The sequence below is a fragment of the Pasteurella canis genome (genome assembly GCF_900454865.1).
In the GTDB taxonomy this organism is placed as follows: domain Bacteria; phylum Pseudomonadota; class Gammaproteobacteria; order Enterobacterales; family Pasteurellaceae; genus Pasteurella; species Pasteurella canis.
Map to the genome: position 1 here is coordinate 2047606 of NZ_UGTV01000015.1, position 17039 is coordinate 2064644.

A 17039-nucleotide genomic window follows, 5' to 3' on the forward strand; every position below is an offset into this window, starting at 1 on the left:
CTGAAATCATAACCCAAGCTTGGTGTAAAGCAATGTACGCTCAAGTGCGGTGAAAATTTTCAACATTTCAACCGCACTTGAATAAGTTTAACTCCGACAGGAGCAAATCTGTGAAAGACTTAGTTAAGTTTTTAAAAGCACAATCAAAAACGAGTGAAGATTTTGATGTGATCAAAATTGGTTTAGCATCACCTGACATGATCCGTTCTTGGTCATTCGGTGAGGTTAAAAAGCCTGAAACCATTAACTACCGCACATTCAAACCAGAACGTGATGGCCTTTTCTGTGCCCGTATCTTTGGTCCAGTAAAAGATTATGAATGTTTATGTGGTAAATATAAACGTTTAAAACATCGTGGAGTGATTTGTGAAAAATGTGGTGTTGAAGTAACACAAACTAAAGTGCGTCGTGAGCGTATGGGGCATATTGAGCTTGCTTCACCTGTTGCACATATTTGGTTTTTAAAATCACTGCCATCCCGTATTGGTTTATTACTTGATATGCCATTACGTGATATTGAACGTGTTTTATATTTCGAATCATATATTGTGATTGAGCCAGGAATGACTGATTTAGAGAAAGGGCAGTTATTGACTGAAGAGCAATATTTAGATGCAGAAGATCGCTGGGGTGATGAGTTTGAAGCAAAAATGGGTGCAGAGGCAATTCAAGCTTTATTGCGCGATATGGACCTGCCTCAGGAGTGTGAAAACTTACGTGAAGAATTACAAGAAACTAACTCAGAAACGAAACGTAAGAAAATCACGAAACGTTTAAAACTTTTAGAAGCATTTATTCAATCTGGCAACAAACCAGAGTGGATGGTGATGACTGTATTACCCGTATTACCACCAGATTTACGCCCATTAGTACCACTTGATGGTGGTCGTTTTGCAACGTCAGATCTGAACGACTTATACCGTCGTGTAATTAACCGTAACAACCGTTTAAAACGTCTTTTAGACTTAATCGCACCAGACATTATCGTGCGTAACGAGAAACGTATGTTACAAGAATCTGTCGATGCGTTATTAGATAATGGTCGTCGTGGTCGTGCAATTACGGGTTCTAATCGTCGCCCATTAAAATCACTTGCGGATATGATCAAGGGCAAACAAGGTCGTTTCCGTCAAAACTTATTAGGTAAACGTGTTGACTACTCAGGTCGTTCTGTAATCACAGTAGGTCCATACTTACACCTACATCAATGTGGTTTACCGAAGAAAATGGCGTTGGAATTGTTCCGTCCATTTATCTATGCAAAATTAGAGAGTCGTGGTTTTGCTTCAACGATTAAAGCTGCGAAGAAAATGGTTGAACGCGAAGATGCGATCGTATGGGATATTTTAGCGGATGTTATTCGTGAACACCCAATTTTGTTAAACCGTGCACCAACATTGCACCGTTTAGGTATTCAAGCATTTGAACCATTATTGATCGAAGGTAAAGCGATCCAGTTACACCCACTAGTTTGTGCGGCGTTCAACGCAGACTTCGATGGCGACCAAATGGCGGTTCACGTACCACTGACATTAGAAGCACAGTTAGAAGCACGTGCGTTAATGATGTCAACCAATAACATTTTATCACCAGCAAACGGTGAACCTATTATTGTTCCATCACAAGACGTTGTATTAGGTCTTTACTATATGACGCGTGACAAAGTGAACGGTAAAGGCGAAGGAATGTTGTTGCAAGACCCTCGTGAAGCGGAGAAAGCGTATCGTACAGGTCAAGCTGAATTACATTCTCGCGTAAAAGTACGTATCACAGAATATGTGAAAAACGCAGCAGGCGAGTTTGAGTCTCAAACTCACTTAGTAGATACTACGATTGGTCGTGCGATTCTTTGGATGATTGCACCAAAAGGTATGCCATTTAGCTTGTTTAACCAAACATTAGGTAAAAAGGCAATTTCCAAGTTAATCAACGAGAGCTACCGTCGCTTAGGTATGAAGCCAAGTGTGCTTTTCGCTGACCAAATTATGTATACAGGTTTTGCGTATGCAGCTCGTTCTGGTTCATCTGTCGGTATTGATGACATGGTGATACCTGCGAAGAAATACGAAATTATCTCTGCAGCAGAAGAAGAGGTAGCAGAAATTCAAGAGCAGTTCCAATCAGGTTTAGTTACTGCTGGTGAGCGTTATAACAAAGTGATCGATATTTGGGCTGCTGCAAACGAACGTGTTGCTAAAGCGATGATGGAAAACTTGTCTACAGAAGAAGTAATTAACCGTGAAGGCAATCCAGAGAAGCAGGCATCCTTTAATAGCATCTTCATGATGGCGGACTCTGGTGCTCGTGGTTCTGCGGCACAGATTCGTCAGTTAGCAGGTATGCGTGGTCTAATGGCTCGTCCAGATGGTTCGATCATCGAAACGCCAATTACGGCAAACTTCCGTGAAGGTCTAAACGTATTACAGTACTTTATTTCAACCCATGGTGCACGTAAAGGTCTTGCGGATACTGCATTAAAAACAGCAAACTCAGGTTACTTAACTCGTCGTTTAGTTGATGTTGCACAAGACTTAGTAATTGTTGAAGATGATTGTGGTACACACGAAGGTATCATCATGACACCATTAATTGAAGGTGGTGATGTTAAAGAAGCATTACGTGATCGCGTATTAGGTCGTGTGGTTGCAGAAGACGTATTAAAACCTGGTACTGAAGATGTATTAATTCCACGTAATACTTTATTAGATGAGAAATTATGTGACGTGATCGATGAAAACTCGGTCGACAGTATTAAAGTACGTTCAGTTGTAACTTGTAATACAGATTTCGGCGTATGTGCGAAATGTTATGGTCGTGATTTGGCCCGTGGTCACTTGATTAACCAAGGTGAGGCTGTAGGGGTTATTGCAGCACAGTCAATCGGTGAGCCAGGTACACAGTTAACAATGCGTACGTTCCATATCGGTGGTGCAGCATCTGCAGCAGCAAAAGAATCTAGTGTTCAAGTAAAAAATGCAGGTACGTTACGTTTAGCAAATGTGAAATTCGTTACTAACAATGAAGGTAAGCTAGTATTAACTTCACGTAATACTGAGTTGACGATTATTGATGCATTTGGTCGTACGAAAGAGCATTATAAAGTCCCTTATGGTGCGATTTTAAGCAAAGCGGATGGTCAGGAAGTTAGTGCAGGTGAAACTGTTGCGAACTGGGATCCACATACTATGCCAGTTGTTTCTGAGGTAAGTGGTTTCGTTAAATTTGTAGATATTATCGATGGTTTAACAGTCACACGTCAAACAGATGAATTAACAGGATTGTCATCAATCGTTGTGCAGGATGTAGGTGAACGTGCTACTGCAGGTAAAGATTTACGCCCAGCAATTAAGCTTGTTGATGCAAAAGGTAATGATATTTTGATCCCAGGCACAGATGTAGTTGCACAGTATTTCTTGCCAGGTAAAGCTATCGTAACTTTAGATGATAGTGCTGAAGTACATATCGGTGATCCATTAGCACGTATTCCACAAGAATCTGTAGGAACGAAAGATATTACTGGTGGTCTTCCTCGCGTTGCAGATTTATTTGAAGCACGTAAACCGAAAGAACCTGCAATTTTGGCAGAAATTTCAGGTATTGTGTCATTCGGTAAAGAAACGAAAGGTAAACGTCGTTTATTAATTACACCAGTAGAAGGCGAAACTTACGAAGAAATGATTCCTAAATGGCGTCAGCTCAACGTATTTGAAGGCGAGATGGTTGAGCGTGGTGACTTGATTTCTGATGGTGCAGAAACGCCACATGATATCTTACGTTTACGTGGTGTTCATGCAGTAACTGATTATATCGTTAATGAAGTACAAGAAGTTTACCGCTTGCAAGGGGTAAAAATTAACGATAAACACATCGAAGTTATTGTGCGTCAGATGTTACGTAAAGCAATCATCACTAAAGCTTATGACTCTGAATTCTTAGAGGGTGAGCAAGTTGAGGTTGCACGTATTAAGATCGTGAATCGTAAGCGTGAAGCAGAAGGTAAACCATTAGTTGAATTTGAACGTGAATTGCTTGGTATTACCAAAGCATCTCTTGCAACTGAGTCATTTATCTCAGCAGCATCATTCCAAGAAACAACTCGAGTATTAACGGAAGCTGCAGTTGCGGGTAAACGTGATGAATTACGTGGCTTGAAAGAGAATGTCATTGTTGGTCGTTTAATCCCAGCGGGTACAGGTTTTGCTTACCATCAAAATCGTCAGAAAAAAGTTGTGATGTCTGATGATATACCTGTTAAGCTATCAGCAGCAGATGAAGAAGAAATTGCAGCCGAGTTTGTGATGACTTCAGAAGATGCAAGTGCAAGTTTAGCTGAAATGTTAAATATGGTCGAAACTGACGAAGCATAAACAATCAGCGTTATTAACTAAAAAACCCCGAGCGGATGTTCGGGGTTTTTTGTTCGCTAAATCATAAAATTCCTTTTATAATGGTTATACTTTATTCAATTAAAATCGCTAAAGTGCGGTCAGTTTTTCAAAATTTTATGAGTTTATATGAAATTAATTCAACCAGATGACACTGGTTTTTGGCTATTAACACAAGGTTCGTCTTTGCACTTTATCAATGGCCAATTACCAAAAGGAAGAGCAATTGACTTGGGGTTACAAGGATTAAAAGCAAGAGTAATAGGTGAGTTAGAGCAGCATCCCGTTTATTTGGTTGAGGAAAGATTATCTGATTCAAGAGAGTATTTTTCTTTACGTGACCTACTTTTTTTACCAGAAGATGTGTTTAATTTATTAAGTCGTGGAGTTGAGCTTAATTACTTTTTAAATACACACAAATTTTGTGGCAAATGTGGTTCTCTAACACAAATTTCGCCTAGTGAATGGGCAGTAGAGTGTCAAAATAATCATTGTAAATATTGTATTTATCCTGTAATTCATCCTTGTATTATTGTAGCTATACGCCGCGGCAGTGAGATTTTATTGGCCAATCATTTACGCCATAAAGGTGGTATTTATACTACACTTGCTGGATTTGTCGAAGTGGGTGAAACTTTTGAGCAAGCCGTACATCGAGAAGTGTTTGAAGAAACAGGGATTACAATTAATAATCTACGTTATTTTGGTAGTCAGCCTTGGGCATTTCCAAATTCAGCAATGATTGGCTTTTTAGCTGATTACGAAAGTGGAGAAATTTGTTTGCAAGAAGCAGAGATTTGTGATGCAAAATGGTTTCGTTATGATTCTAATTTACCAGAGCTTCCTCCAAGAGGAACAATTGCATTGAAATTAATTGAGCATACATTAGCATTGTGTGCAGAAGAAGAAAGGAAAATAAAATGACAGCATTGAAAAATGATCGTTATTTGCGTGCATTATTACGAGAGCCTGTGGATATGACACCAGTTTGGATGATGCGGCAAGCTGGACGTTATTTGCCTGAGTATAAAGAAACACGTGCAATAGCTGGTGATTTTATGTCTTTATGCCGTAATGCAGATCTGGCTTGTGAGGTGACTTTACAACCGTTGCGTCGTTATCAACTTGATGCGGCTATTTTATTTTCTGATATTTTAACTATTCCTGATGCGATGGGATTGGGGTTAAGTTTTGGTGTCGGGGAGGGACCTAAATTTGCTTATCCAATTGACAGTAAAAGCGCGGTGCTAAATTTGCCAATTCCTGATCCTGAAGGTGAATTGCAATATGTCATGAACGCTGTACGTACTATTCGCCGTGAATTAAAAGGGGAAGTACCTTTGATTGGTTTTTCGGGTAGTCCTTGGACACTTGCTACTTATATGGTTGAAGGTGGTAGTAGTAAAGCCTTTACTAAAATTAAGAAAATGATGTATACCGACCCACAATTATTACATCAATTACTTAATAAGCTAGCGGATGCCGTTATGTTATATCTCAATGCACAAATCAAAGCTGGTGCACAGTCTGTGATGATTTTCGATACTTGGGGTGGGGTGTTAGGTCATCGTGAATACTTAGACTGCTCATTACAGTATATGCACAAGATTGTTGATGGCTTAATACGGGAAAATGAAGGACGTAAAGTGCCTGTAACATTATTTACTAAAGGTGGTGGTTTGTGGCTAGAAGCAATGGCAGAAACGGGATGTGATGCAGTTGGTTTAGATTGGACAGTGAGTCTTGTACAAGCTAGAGAGCGAATTGGACACAAAGTAGCATTACAAGGTAATATGGATCCATCAGTATTATATGCTTCTCCAGCACGTATTGAACAAGAGGTGCGGTCGATTTTAGCTGATTTTGGACAAGGTAGTGGTCATGTATTTAATTTAGGTCATGGTATTCATCAAGACGTCCCAGAGAATAGCCCTAAAGTTTTTGTTGATGCAATTCATCAATATTCGAAGCAATATCATAAATAATAAAGAGCAGTAAACTCATGAGAAATCCAATTCACAAACGTTTAGAAAACCTCGAAGTTTGGCAACATGTCACTTTTATGGCTTGCCTATGTGAGCGTATGTTACCTAATTTTCAATTGTTTTGCCAAATGACTCAACAAGATGATAAGGCTAAAACTTATCAGAATATTCTTAATTTAGTATGGGAATATTTAACTGTTAAAGGAGCAAAAATTAACTTTGAAAATCAATTGGAAAAGTTAGAACAAATTATTCCCGATGTAAATGATTACACCTTTTATGGAGTGTTGCCTGCAATTGATGCTTGTGAAGGGTTATCAGAGTTATTACACGCTATTATTGCTGGCGCAACGTTAGAGCAAGCAATTAAATTAAGTCAGCTTTCTTTGCAGACAGTTTCTACGTTATTAGAAACAAAAAATGATCGCGAATTGACTGAAAATGAGTTAAAAGAAAGTGAGGATATACAACAGGAATTAGATGTACAATGGCAGATATATCGTAGTTTAAAAGAATATGATGAGCGTGATATATCTCTGATATTAAGCTTAAAAAGTGAGCTGAGAGAGAGTGGAATCTCCAATATTGGTATAAAAAACGAGCAATAATGTGATGTTTATTACAATTTTTAAAAATCTTGCTTTGTTTTATTACCAACTTAGATTAAGCTTGATATTGCTGTAGTCACAGTGATGATAGTTATTGGAAACACACCGTGTTTTTCCTTAAAATTTGAATAAAGTAGAAGGTATTTATTTATGAATAAAACGGACTTAATCGATGCAATTGCAAGTGCAGCTGATTTAAATAAGAAACAAGCTAAAGCAGCATTAGAAGCTACTTTAGAAGCAATTTCTGGTAGTTTAAAAGCAGGTGAACCAGTGCAATTAATCGGCTTTGGTACATTCAAAGTAAACGCACGTAAAGCACGTACAGGTCGTAATCCACAAACTGGTGCAGAGATTAAAATTGCTGCATCTAAAGTGCCAGCATTCGTTGCAGGTAAAGCATTGAAAGACGCTGTAAAATAATTAAGTCATCCTTTTTACACCTTGAAAACTCTGTGATAATTCACAGAGTTTTTTTATTGTTCTTATTGCTCCAAATGATTAAATTAATTTGCATTTTATCAGCAAGGCTATAATATACGACACTTTGTGATTAAGTTTTTAACTGAATACATATAGTCATTTAATTTATTTAAATTTAATAAGTTAGATTTAATTTTTTTAAGAGGAAAACGTAATGTGTGGTATTGTCGGTGCTGTATCGCAGCGTGATATAACGAGTATTTTAGTAAATGGATTACATCGTTTGGAGTATAGAGGCTATGACTCCGCTGGAATTGCCGTTGTTAATGAACGACAGCAGCTGCAACGTTTACGCTGTTTAGGCAAAGTAAATGCGTTAGAACAGGCGATTATGATGCATCCATTACGTGGTGGAACAGGGATCGCACATACTCGTTGGGCTACACATGGCAGACCTTCTGAAGATAATGCCCATCCTCATGTGTCTGAAAACTTTGCTGTTGTGCATAATGGGATCATTGAAAACTATCAGACTCTTCGTATTATGTTGCAAGATAAAGGTTATTTTTTTCAATCGCAAACTGATACTGAAGTGATTGCACATCTAGTTGCATGGGAAATGCGTACTGCAATGTCGTTATTACAAGCTGTACAAGCGGTAGTAAAGCAACTTAAGGGCACTTATGCTATTGTGGTTATGGATTGTGAAAATCCACGTCACCTCATTGCGACATGTTCAGATAGCCCGTTAGTCATTGGTTTAGGGCATAATGAAAATTTTTTTGCTTCAGATCAAATTGCATTAGTCGACGTAGCAAAGCGTTTTATCTTTTTGCAAGAAGGCGATATGGCAGAAATTACATCAGATTCTGTACAAATTTATGATTTGGAAGGAAAAAGTGTTGAGCGTGAGCAACAGCATATTATTTTTACTAGTGAAGCTGTTGAAAAAGGCGAGTTTCGTCATTTCATGCAAAAGGAAATTTTTGAACAACCTACCGCACTAATTAACACAATGGTTGGTCGAATAAGTCACGATCATATTTTATTAGACAGTATTGGGCATAATATAACCGCTTTGTTAGAAAAAGTTGAACATATTCAAATTGTTGCTTGTGGTACGTCTTATCATGCTGGAATGGTAGCTCGCTATTGGTGTGAAGAATTAGCTGGCGTGAGCTGTGATGTTGAAATTGCTTCTGAGTTTCGTTATCGCCAATCCATCACTCGCCATAACAGCTTATTTATTACATTATCACAATCAGGTGAAACAGCAGATACGCTTGCAGCATTACGTTTAGCTAAAACGAAGGACTATTTAGGCGCTATAACGATTTGTAATGTTGCAGGATCTACATTAGTAAGAGAATCTGATTTTGCTTTTATGACACATGCTGGTGTTGAAATTGGCGTAGCATCAACAAAAGCTTTTACTACTCAATTAGTGAACTTGCTAACATTAGTGAGTGCAGTTGGTAAAGCCAAGGGATCACTTTTAACTCAACAAGAACAGGATATTGTGCAAGCGTTAAAGTTATTACCAACAGAAATTGAGAATGTATTAGCACTTGCACCTGAAATTGAAAACTTAGCACAAGATTTCGTTGAAAAACAACATGTCTTATTTTTAGGACGTGGCGAGTACTATCCTATTATGTTAGAGGCGGCTTTAAAACTAAAAGAAATTTCTTATATTCATGCTGAGGCGTATGCTGCGGGTGAATTAAAACATGGACCATTAGCTTTAGTTGATAAAAATATGCCAGTGATTATTATTGCACCGAGTAATGAACTATTGGAAAAAGTGAAATCAAATATTGAAGAAGTTCGTGCTCGTGGAGGACAACTTTATATTTTTACAGATGACCAAGCAGGTTTTTCAGCAGGCGAAGGAATGAAAATTATGAGTATGCCAAAAGTGAATGCGTTAATAGCCCCTATTTTTTATATTGTTCCTCTGCAACTGTTAGCTTATTATGTCGCATTGATAAAAGGGGCAGATGTAGACCAACCAAGAAATTTAGCTAAAGCAGTAACAGTTGAGTAGTGCTCACTATAGTATATAAATTGGGTTGTATCTTACTACGTTTTTAGCTCTCAGTAGTGTGGGGAGTGGATAGGCCATAGTATTTCGCTACAGATTACAACTTATCTGCGTGATGAATCATAACGAAGCGTTCCCACAGTTGTTCGTTGCTTTCAATGTGCTCTGGATCTGTAGTAATGCAGTTATTGATTGGGCAAACTTTTTGGCAAGTGGGGATATCATAGTGCCCAACACATTCTGTACATAAGGTAGGATCTATAATATAAATTTCTTCACCCATTGAAATAGCCTGATTTGGACATTCTGGCTCACACATGTCGCAATTTGTACATTTGTCTGTGATTAAAAGTGCCATTATCTTTGTCCTTTGCTATTGCTATGTTAAAGTGAAGGCGTCAGATTATAATGAATACAATCTAAAAGTGAAGTAGGAATTTTATGAACGAGAAAAAAACACTACAGCTTTCTATCTTTGTCGTTTGTTTTTTTATATTTTTATTATCAGGTTGGTATTATTTTTCTAAACAAAAACAAGCTGTTGGAATTATTGTTGATCGCAATTATGACTATGTCATGAAAAATGATCCTATAGGGCAAAATGCGAATGCGCCTACAGATTACTATACTTTTGTACTTTCTTGGTCTCCTGCTTTCTGTGACAAACAGCGTCAACGTTATGGTGAGAACTTACCTAATTCTTTACAATATCAATGTGGTCTGACACAACAATTTGGTTGGGTAATTCATGGACTTTGGCCGCAAAATGAACGTGCTAGACGAGTTTCTGATCAACCTCGTTTTTGTCAAGGTGATTTGCCTATTGTACCACAAGAGATCATTGAGCAATATTTACCTGAATCACCAAGTGCAAACTTATTACAAGGTGAATGGGAAAAGCATGGTGCTTGTGCCTTTACGCATGCAAAAGATTATTTTGAAAAACAACGTGAATTGTACCGCACTTTAAAGTTGCCGAATTATGCACTCAGCCGTAATGAATTATTTCAATGGTTACGTAAAAATAACCAGCAATTAAAAAATGCATATTTAGGCGCAAGTCGCAATGAATTATTTATTTGTTATGATTTGAATTGGAAAGTAATTGATTGTCCAAGAAGCCGGACAGGATATTAATTTTTATTTATTAAATAATGAAAAATGTTTGATCTAACGCAGTTACACTCTAGTTATAAAGGGGTATACTATTAGTAGTTTTTTCAAAATTTTAATTTAACTAATAAAGAGGATAAGATATGTCAGTAATCAAAATGACAGACTTAGATTTAGCAGGTAAACGTGTGTTTATTCGTGCTGATCTAAATGTGCCAGTAAAAGATGGTAAAGTGACTTCTGATGCACGTATTCGAGCAACTATTCCAACTTTAAAACTTGCTTTAGAAAAAGGTGCTAAAGTGATGGTCACTTCGCATTTGGGTCGTCCGACAGAAGGTGAGTTTGACGAAGCAAATTCTTTGAAACCTGTTGTTGATTACTTGAATGCACATTTAGACGTGCCAGTTCGTTTAGTACGTGATTATTTAGATGGTGTTGATGTCAAAGAAGGTGAAATTGTTGTATTAGAAAACGTTCGCATTAATAAAGGTGAGAAGAAAAATGATCCTGAATTAGGTAAAAAATATGCAGCCCTTTGTGATGTGTTTGTGATGGATGCATTTGGTACAGCGCACCGAGCTCAAGCATCAACTTATGGTGTCGCAGAGTATGCGCCAGTCGCTTGCGCAGGTCCATTACTTGCAGCAGAATTAGATGCATTAGGTAAAGCATTAAAAGAGCCTGCTCGCCCAATGGTAGCAATCGTTGGTGGCTCAAAAGTATCGACTAAATTAGAAGTATTAAATTCGTTATCAAAAATTGCAGACCAAATCATTGTAGGCGGTGGTATTGCGAATACTTTCATTGCGGCAGCAGGTCATAATGTAGGTAAATCACTTTATGAAGAAGATTTAATTCCTGTGGCAAAAAATTTAGCAGCAAGTACAGATATTCCTGTTCCAGTTGATGTACGTGTTGGTACTGAATTTTCTGAAACAGCCTCCGCAGTAGAAAAAGCTGTTACAGAAGTACAAGATAACGAGTCTATTTTTGATATTGGTGATAAATCAGCAGAACAGCTCGCTGAAATTATTAAAAATGCAAAAACTATTCTTTGGAATGGTCCAGTAGGTGTATTTGAGTTCCCTAATTTCCGTAAAGGAACCGAAATTATTTCTCACGCCATTGCAAATAGTGAAGGATTCTCTATTGCAGGTGGTGGCGATACTTTAGCAGCAATTGATTTATTTGGTATCAAAGATAAAATCTCTTATATTTCGACTGGTGGTGGTGCATTCTTAGAGTTTGTAGAAGGTAAAGTGTTACCTGCGGTTGAGATTTTAGAAAAACGTGCAAAAAGTTAATTCAGGCTATAATTGAAGATATTATGATGATGTGAAAAAACACATCATCATAAAATAATGATTATAAAATGGTGAGCTAAACACTTTATAACAACATAAAAAGGAAGCAGAAAAATGGCTAAACTATTAGATCTTGTAAAACCAGGTGTGGTGACTGGTGATGATGTACAAAAAATCTTTGCTTATGCAAAAGAAAATAATTTTGCAATCCCGGCAGTAAACTGCGTTGGTTCTGATTCAGTAAATGCAGTATTAGAAACAGCTGCTCGTGTTAAAGCGCCTGTTATTATTCAGTTTTCAAATGGTGGTGCTCAGTTCTATGCAGGTAAAGGTTTAAAACCGACAAGTGGGGCGCGTACAGATGTATTAGGCGCTATTGCTGGTGCAAAACATGTCCATCAATTAGCTGAAGAATATGGTATTCCTGTTATCCTTCATACTGACCATGCAGCAAAAAAATTATTACCTTGGATTGATGGTTTGCTTGATGCAGGTGAGAAGCATTTTGCTGAAACAGGTAAACCGTTATTCTCATCTCATATGATCGATCTTTCTGAAGAGCCAATGGAAGAAAATATGGCTATTTGCCGTGAGTATCTAGCTCGTATGGATAAGATGGGGATGACACTTGAGATTGAAATTGGTATTACTGGTGGTGAAGAAGATGGTGTAGATAATTCAGATGTTGATGAATCTAAACTTTATACACAACCTGAAGATGTGTTGTTTGTTTATGATCAATTAAATCCAGTTAGCCCACGTTTCACAATCGCAGCAGCATTTGGTAATGTACACGGTGTTTATAAACCAGGTAATGTGAAATTGAAACCATCTATTTTAGGTGCTTCACAAGAGTTTGTTTCTAAAGAACGTAATTTACCTGCTAAATCATTAGATTTTGTGTTCCATGGTGGTTCAGGCTCAAGCCGCGAAGAAATTCGTGAAGCGATTAGCTATGGTGCAATCAAAATGAATATTGACACTGATACACAATGGGCATCTTGGGAAGGTATCTTAAAATTCTATAATGCTAATAAAGATTATTTACAAGGTCAGTTGGGTAATCCAGAAGGACCAGATTCACCAAATAAAAAATACTATGACCCACGTGTTTGGTTACGTAAAATGGAAGAGTCAATGTCCAAGCGTTTAGAGCAATCTTTTGAAGATTTAAATTGTGTTGATGTATTATAAGATCTAATAAAAAATATAACCGCACTTTTAATGTGCGGTTTTTTTTAACTATTTATTCAATAAGTTAATATGGAGTAGTAATGATATTAACAAAAAAGAAAACTATATTGTTATTTGTTAATTTTGGTGTAAGCCTATTTTTTCTATTTATCTTAAGTGTTAAAGGCGGACATAATATTGCCCCTACCTTTTTCATTATTATAGGGCTTATTTATTTCATTACTTTTTTCCTTAGAAAAAAGATATGGGTTATTTCCGCATCAGATAAAGCACTGATGTTAAGCTATATAGTTTATTTTAGTTTATTTTTACTTTCTTTTATTGTACATGATGGTAGATTGAAGGAACTTGATAACCCTGTTCGTGTACTGCTTTTTTTACCTTTATTACTTTTATTTAGTCATTACCCAGTTAATTTTAAGACAATTATACTCAGTATTCCTGCTGGTGCTGCTATCGCAGGTCTTGTTGCATTTTATGATAGTTTTATTCTAAAGAGTGCTGCTGCATATTCACCTAGATTGTTACAAATTCAAGGGGGTGATATTGCAATGAGTTTAAGTATGTTTTCTTTAGTAACGAGTTTATATTTTTGGGCGCATAAAAAATATTTTGTCATGCTTTTATCCCTTTTTGCCATGTTAGCGGCTATTTTGGGCAGCTTTTTATCCACAGCAAGAGGTGGCTGGATTGGCTTACCTATTGTAATACCATTAATCCTATATTGTTTTAGGCAGAGTTTATCAACAAAATTTATAGTAAGTTTTATTGCTACAGTACTCATCGCAATAGTGAGTGTTGCGATGCTGCCTCAGTTAAAAGTAATGCAGAGAGTATATGAGGCTGAAGAGGAAATTACGGCCTATTTTGTCGAAAATAATAGTAGTACATCCGTTGGGGCACGTTTTGACATGTGGAAAAGTGCCTTATTGATGGCAAAAGAAAAACCAATATTAGGTTGGGGGAGTGAAGGAACGAATACAGAAAGAAAAAAGCAAGTGGAGTTGGGGGTTATTAGCTCATTTGCTGGACAGTTCGAGCATGCTCATAATCAATATTTGGATGATTTATCAAAACGAGGAAGCTTAGGACTATTATCTCTGTTGTGTATATTTCTTGTGCCGCTCTATCATTTTATGCAACACTTAAAGACAGCTTTCTTAGAACAGAAAACGATAGCTTTGCTTGGTATAGTTCATATCATCTCAACAATGTTTTATTGTATTAGCCAAAGCTTTTTCACTCATAATTCTGGCAATGTATTTTATTTTTTCCTGATTCTGATCTTTTATGGTGCATTAAAAGCATTTGAAGTAAAAAAAATAGAAAAATAAGGTGTTTTTGAACACCTTATTTTTTATAATTCTTGTTTATTTTGTTTAATAAATTAATACGGCAGCCCAAACAACTAATACATTCATCATTGCAATGAACACCGCAGCAGAACCAAAATCTTTTGCTCTACCTGACAATTCATGATGTTCTAGCCCAACTCGATCAACTACTGATTCGATAGCACTATTGACTAATTCAAACGCGAGTACTAATAGTAATGAACCGAGCATGATTGCGATTTCAATGCCATTTTCGGCTAACCAAAATGCAAGTGGCACAAGAAATAAAGCCGCAAAAAGCTCATGGCGAAAAGCTGTTTCAAATTTGACCGCACTTTTTAATCCCTTAAGTGAGTAGCCCGTAGCTTTGATTAAATGAGTAAGACCTGTTGTTTTATACATTTTCATTATCCTCAGGTTGACGCATTAGAGGCGTTTAGCTTCAATGACATCTTCTAATTTTGCTAATCGAGTCAGAATTTTACTTAAAATTTGTACATTATTCAGCTCAATTTCCATATCAATTGTTGCTACTTGTTTTTTAGTATCTGTCCGACTAGATACACCAAGTACGCTAATTTTATCGTTTGCTAATACTGTTGTAATATCACGTAAAAGTCCATTACGATCGCTGGCTACAACTCGAATACTAATTTTAAAGCCACTTGCATAATTTTCTCCCCAAACAGATTCTACTACACGTTCGGGATGAGCATTTTGTAGTTCAAGGAATTGCTCACAATCACTACGGTGGATTGAAATACCTCTTCCCATCGTAATATAGCCCATGATGTGATCGCCAGGAATAGGTTGACAACAGCGTGCAATATGATGCATCAAGTTACCTACACCCTCAACAATCACGTAACCTTTTGGTTTCTCTTTTTGTTGATTATTTGCCGCACTTTTACTTGTGACATGGCGTAATATTTCTTCATCAACTTCTTGTGCAGTTGTTTTAATCAGTTTATTTTGCAAGAAATTCATTAAGTGGTTAAGGCGAATATCTCCACCACCTAAACCTGCATATAAATCCTCTAAATTTTTTAGGTTATAGCGTGGTAATGCATGTTGCTCTATTTGTTTTAGAGTAATGTTTAAACGCGCGATTTCGTTATCCAACATATCTTTACCTGCTGGAATATTTTTATCTCGATCTTGCTTTTTAAACCAAGCATGAATTTTGGCTCTTGCTTTTGCAGTATGTGTGAAACCAAGATTTGGATTCAGCCAATCTCGACTAGGGTTAGGATTTTTTTGTGTAATGATATCAATTTGATCTCCCATTTGAAGCTGGTAGGTGAACGGTACAATTCTTCCTCCTACTTTAGCGCCAATACAACGGTGACCAATTTCGCTATGAATACTATAAGCAAAATCTAACGGTGTTGAGCCTGTTGGGAGGTCAACAACTTCTCCTTTAGGAGTAAAGACATAAACACGATCATCAAACACCTGACTACGCATTTCTGCCATAATTTCACCTGAATCGGTAATATCATCTTGCCATGCAAGTAATTTGCGTAACCAAGCAATTTTTTCTTCATAACCAGAGCGTCCACCTACAGCACCTTCTTTATATTTCCAATGTGCAGCGACACCAAGTTCTGCATCATCATGCATTTGCTGTGTGCGGATTTGGACTTCAATAGGCTTTCCACCTTGTCCTAATACAACAGTATGGATAGATTGATAGCCATTTGGTTTTGGATTTGCAACATAATCATCGAATTCTTTAGGGATGTGTTTGAAATGAGTATGGACAATACCGAGAGCAGAATAGCAGTCTTGTAATTTTTGTACAATAATACGTACAGCACGAACATCATATAAATCACTGAACTCTAAGTGTTTTTTTTGCATTTTTCGCCAAATACTATAGATGTGTTTTGGTCGTCCATAGACTTCTACATTGTCAATATTGTGTTTTAAATAACTACTTAATTCAGCAACAAAATCTGCAATATATTGTTCGCGATCTAATCGACGTTCTTGTAATAGTTTTGCAATACTACGATATTGCTCAGGATGTAGATAACGGAAACAGTAGTCCTCAAGCTCCCACTTAAGTTGTCCAATACCTAATCTATTTGCTAGTGGTGCATAAATATTAGCACATTCTTTTGCCGCCAGTACTTTATCTTCTTCAGAACAATTTTGTTCAGCATCACGTAGAAAAGTAATACGTTCAGCCAGTTTTATAATGACACAACGGAAGTCATCTACCATTGCTAATAGCATACGGCGTACATTATCAACTTGTGAGTTATTTGCAGATTGGCTCGCATTGAGTTGGCGAATATTATCCATCTCAATTACGCCTTTTGCTAATTTACCAATATTAGTACCAAATTCTTCACTAATTTGAGTAAGTTCAACGAGCCTATGCTGAATGATAGGGTACAACATAGCTGTTAGTAAGCTATCTGCATCCATATTTAAACTATATAGAATTTCGACCATCTCAACACCAGAATTTAGGGAACAAATGGACTGTTCATTAACTTGGGCTGAAATTTGTTGTGAATAATGCCATGCGCGAATAAGGCTTTCTTTGACTGGTTGTGCTAATTCTAATTGGCCACACCATGTTTCAATCCTAAAATCTTTTGGATTGACTAAATGAGAACTTCGTACTGCAACCAT

13 protein-coding genes are annotated in these 17039 nt (G+C 37.1%); 10 read left to right on the forward strand and 3 right to left on the reverse strand.

The features are described 5' to 3' along the window. Positions 1-110: 110 nt before the first annotated feature. From rpoC to glmS, 6 genes are all read left to right on the forward strand, one after another. Positions 111-4367 carry a DNA-directed RNA polymerase subunit beta' gene (rpoC, locus tag DYE19_RS10295; RefSeq protein WP_115323468.1) on the forward strand — a complete coding sequence of 1419 codons (4257 nt, stop codon included), beginning with the start codon at positions 111-113 and terminating at the stop codon, positions 4365-4367. Positions 4368-4514: 147 nt separating this feature from the next. Beyond that, positions 4515-5309 carry an NAD(+) diphosphatase gene (gene nudC, locus DYE19_RS10300; RefSeq protein WP_115323469.1) on the forward strand — a complete coding sequence of 265 codons (795 nt, stop codon included), beginning with the start codon at positions 4515-4517 and terminating at the stop codon, positions 5307-5309. Next, a complete protein-coding gene (hemE, locus tag DYE19_RS10305) occupies positions 5306-6370 on the forward strand; it encodes a uroporphyrinogen decarboxylase (RefSeq protein ID WP_115323470.1) in 1065 nt (354 codons plus the stop codon). The genes nudC and hemE overlap by 4 nt, the downstream gene beginning before the upstream one ends. 17 nt (positions 6371-6387) lie before the next feature. Beyond that, positions 6388-6978 carry a YjaG family protein gene (locus tag DYE19_RS10310; protein ID WP_115323471.1) on the forward strand — a complete coding sequence of 197 codons (591 nt, stop codon included), beginning with the start codon at positions 6388-6390 and terminating at the stop codon, positions 6976-6978. Between the two features lie 150 nt (positions 6979-7128). Continuing rightward, entirely contained in the window at positions 7129-7401 is a 273-nt protein-coding gene (locus DYE19_RS10315; RefSeq protein ID WP_049214718.1) for an HU family DNA-binding protein, read from the forward strand. Positions 7402-7615: 214 nt separating this feature from the next. Next, complete coding sequence (gene glmS, locus DYE19_RS10320) at positions 7616-9448, forward strand: glutamine--fructose-6-phosphate transaminase (isomerizing) (RefSeq protein ID WP_115323472.1); 1833 nt, start codon at positions 7616-7618, stop codon at positions 9446-9448. Positions 9449-9542: 94 nt separating this feature from the next. Here glmS and DYE19_RS10325 read toward each other — a convergent pair whose 3' ends face one another. Next, complete coding sequence (locus DYE19_RS10325; protein WP_115323473.1) at positions 9543-9803, reverse strand: YfhL family 4Fe-4S dicluster ferredoxin; 261 nt, start codon at positions 9801-9803, stop codon at positions 9543-9545. A gap of 83 nt (positions 9804-9886) precedes the next feature. Between DYE19_RS10325 and DYE19_RS10330 the strand changes: the two genes are divergently transcribed. The 4 genes from DYE19_RS10330 to DYE19_RS10345 all read left to right on the forward strand — a co-directional run bounded on the left by DYE19_RS10330 (position 9887) and on the right by DYE19_RS10345 (position 14393). Continuing rightward, complete coding sequence (locus DYE19_RS10330) at positions 9887-10582, forward strand: ribonuclease T2 family protein (protein WP_049214715.1); 696 nt, start codon at positions 9887-9889, stop codon at positions 10580-10582. A 119-nt stretch (positions 10583-10701) separates the two neighbouring features. Beyond that, complete coding sequence (gene pgk, locus DYE19_RS10335; protein ID WP_115323474.1) at positions 10702-11865, forward strand: phosphoglycerate kinase; 1164 nt, start codon at positions 10702-10704, stop codon at positions 11863-11865. A 114-nt stretch (positions 11866-11979) separates the two neighbouring features. Then, on the forward strand, positions 11980-13059 hold the full coding sequence (gene fbaA / locus DYE19_RS10340; RefSeq protein WP_049214713.1) for a class II fructose-bisphosphate aldolase: 1080 nt from the start codon (positions 11980-11982) through the stop codon (positions 13057-13059). Between the two features lie 80 nt (positions 13060-13139). After that, positions 13140-14393 carry an O-antigen ligase family protein gene (locus DYE19_RS10345; protein ID WP_115323475.1) on the forward strand — a complete coding sequence of 418 codons (1254 nt, stop codon included), beginning with the start codon at positions 13140-13142 and terminating at the stop codon, positions 14391-14393. A 45-nt stretch (positions 14394-14438) separates the two neighbouring features. Here DYE19_RS10345 and DYE19_RS10350 read toward each other — a convergent pair whose 3' ends face one another. Both DYE19_RS10350 and relA read right to left on the reverse strand, forming a co-directional pair. Beyond that, entirely contained in the window at positions 14439-14795 is a 357-nt protein-coding gene (locus DYE19_RS10350; RefSeq protein ID WP_115323476.1) for a diacylglycerol kinase, read from the reverse strand. Positions 14796-14819: 24 nt separating this feature from the next. Beyond that, entirely contained in the window at positions 14820-17039 is a 2220-nt protein-coding gene (gene relA, locus DYE19_RS11305) for a GTP diphosphokinase (RefSeq protein WP_174694529.1), read from the reverse strand.

Bases quoted from the DNA above. Each gene is read 5' to 3' on its own strand.
- nudC (WP_115323469.1), top strand. From the start codon at position 4,515: ATGAAATTAATTCAACCAGATGACACTGGTTTTTGGCTATTAACACAA.
- hemE (WP_115323470.1), top strand. From the start codon at position 5,306: ATGACAGCATTGAAAAATGATCGTTATTTGCGTGCATTATTACGAGAG.
- DYE19_RS10310 (WP_115323471.1), top strand. From the start codon at position 6,388: ATGAGAAATCCAATTCACAAACGTTTAGAAAACCTCGAAGTTTGGCAA.
- DYE19_RS10315 (WP_049214718.1), top strand. From the start codon at position 7,129: ATGAATAAAACGGACTTAATCGATGCAATTGCAAGTGCAGCTGATTTA.
- glmS (WP_115323472.1), top strand. From the start codon at position 7,616: ATGTGTGGTATTGTCGGTGCTGTATCGCAGCGTGATATAACGAGTATT.
- DYE19_RS10325 (WP_115323473.1), bottom strand. From the start codon at position 9,803: ATGGCACTTTTAATCACAGACAAATGTACAAATTGCGACATGTGTGAG.
- DYE19_RS10330 (WP_049214715.1), top strand. From the start codon at position 9,887: ATGAACGAGAAAAAAACACTACAGCTTTCTATCTTTGTCGTTTGTTTT.
- pgk (WP_115323474.1), top strand. From the start codon at position 10,702: ATGTCAGTAATCAAAATGACAGACTTAGATTTAGCAGGTAAACGTGTG.
- fbaA (WP_049214713.1), top strand. From the start codon at position 11,980: ATGGCTAAACTATTAGATCTTGTAAAACCAGGTGTGGTGACTGGTGAT.
- DYE19_RS10345 (WP_115323475.1), top strand. From the start codon at position 13,140: ATGATATTAACAAAAAAGAAAACTATATTGTTATTTGTTAATTTTGGT.
- DYE19_RS10350 (WP_115323476.1), bottom strand. From the start codon at position 14,795: ATGTATAAAACAACAGGTCTTACTCATTTAATCAAAGCTACGGGCTAC.
- relA (WP_174694529.1), bottom strand. From the start codon at position 17,039: ATGGTTGCAGTACGAAGTTCTCATTTAGTCAATCCAAAAGATTTTAGG.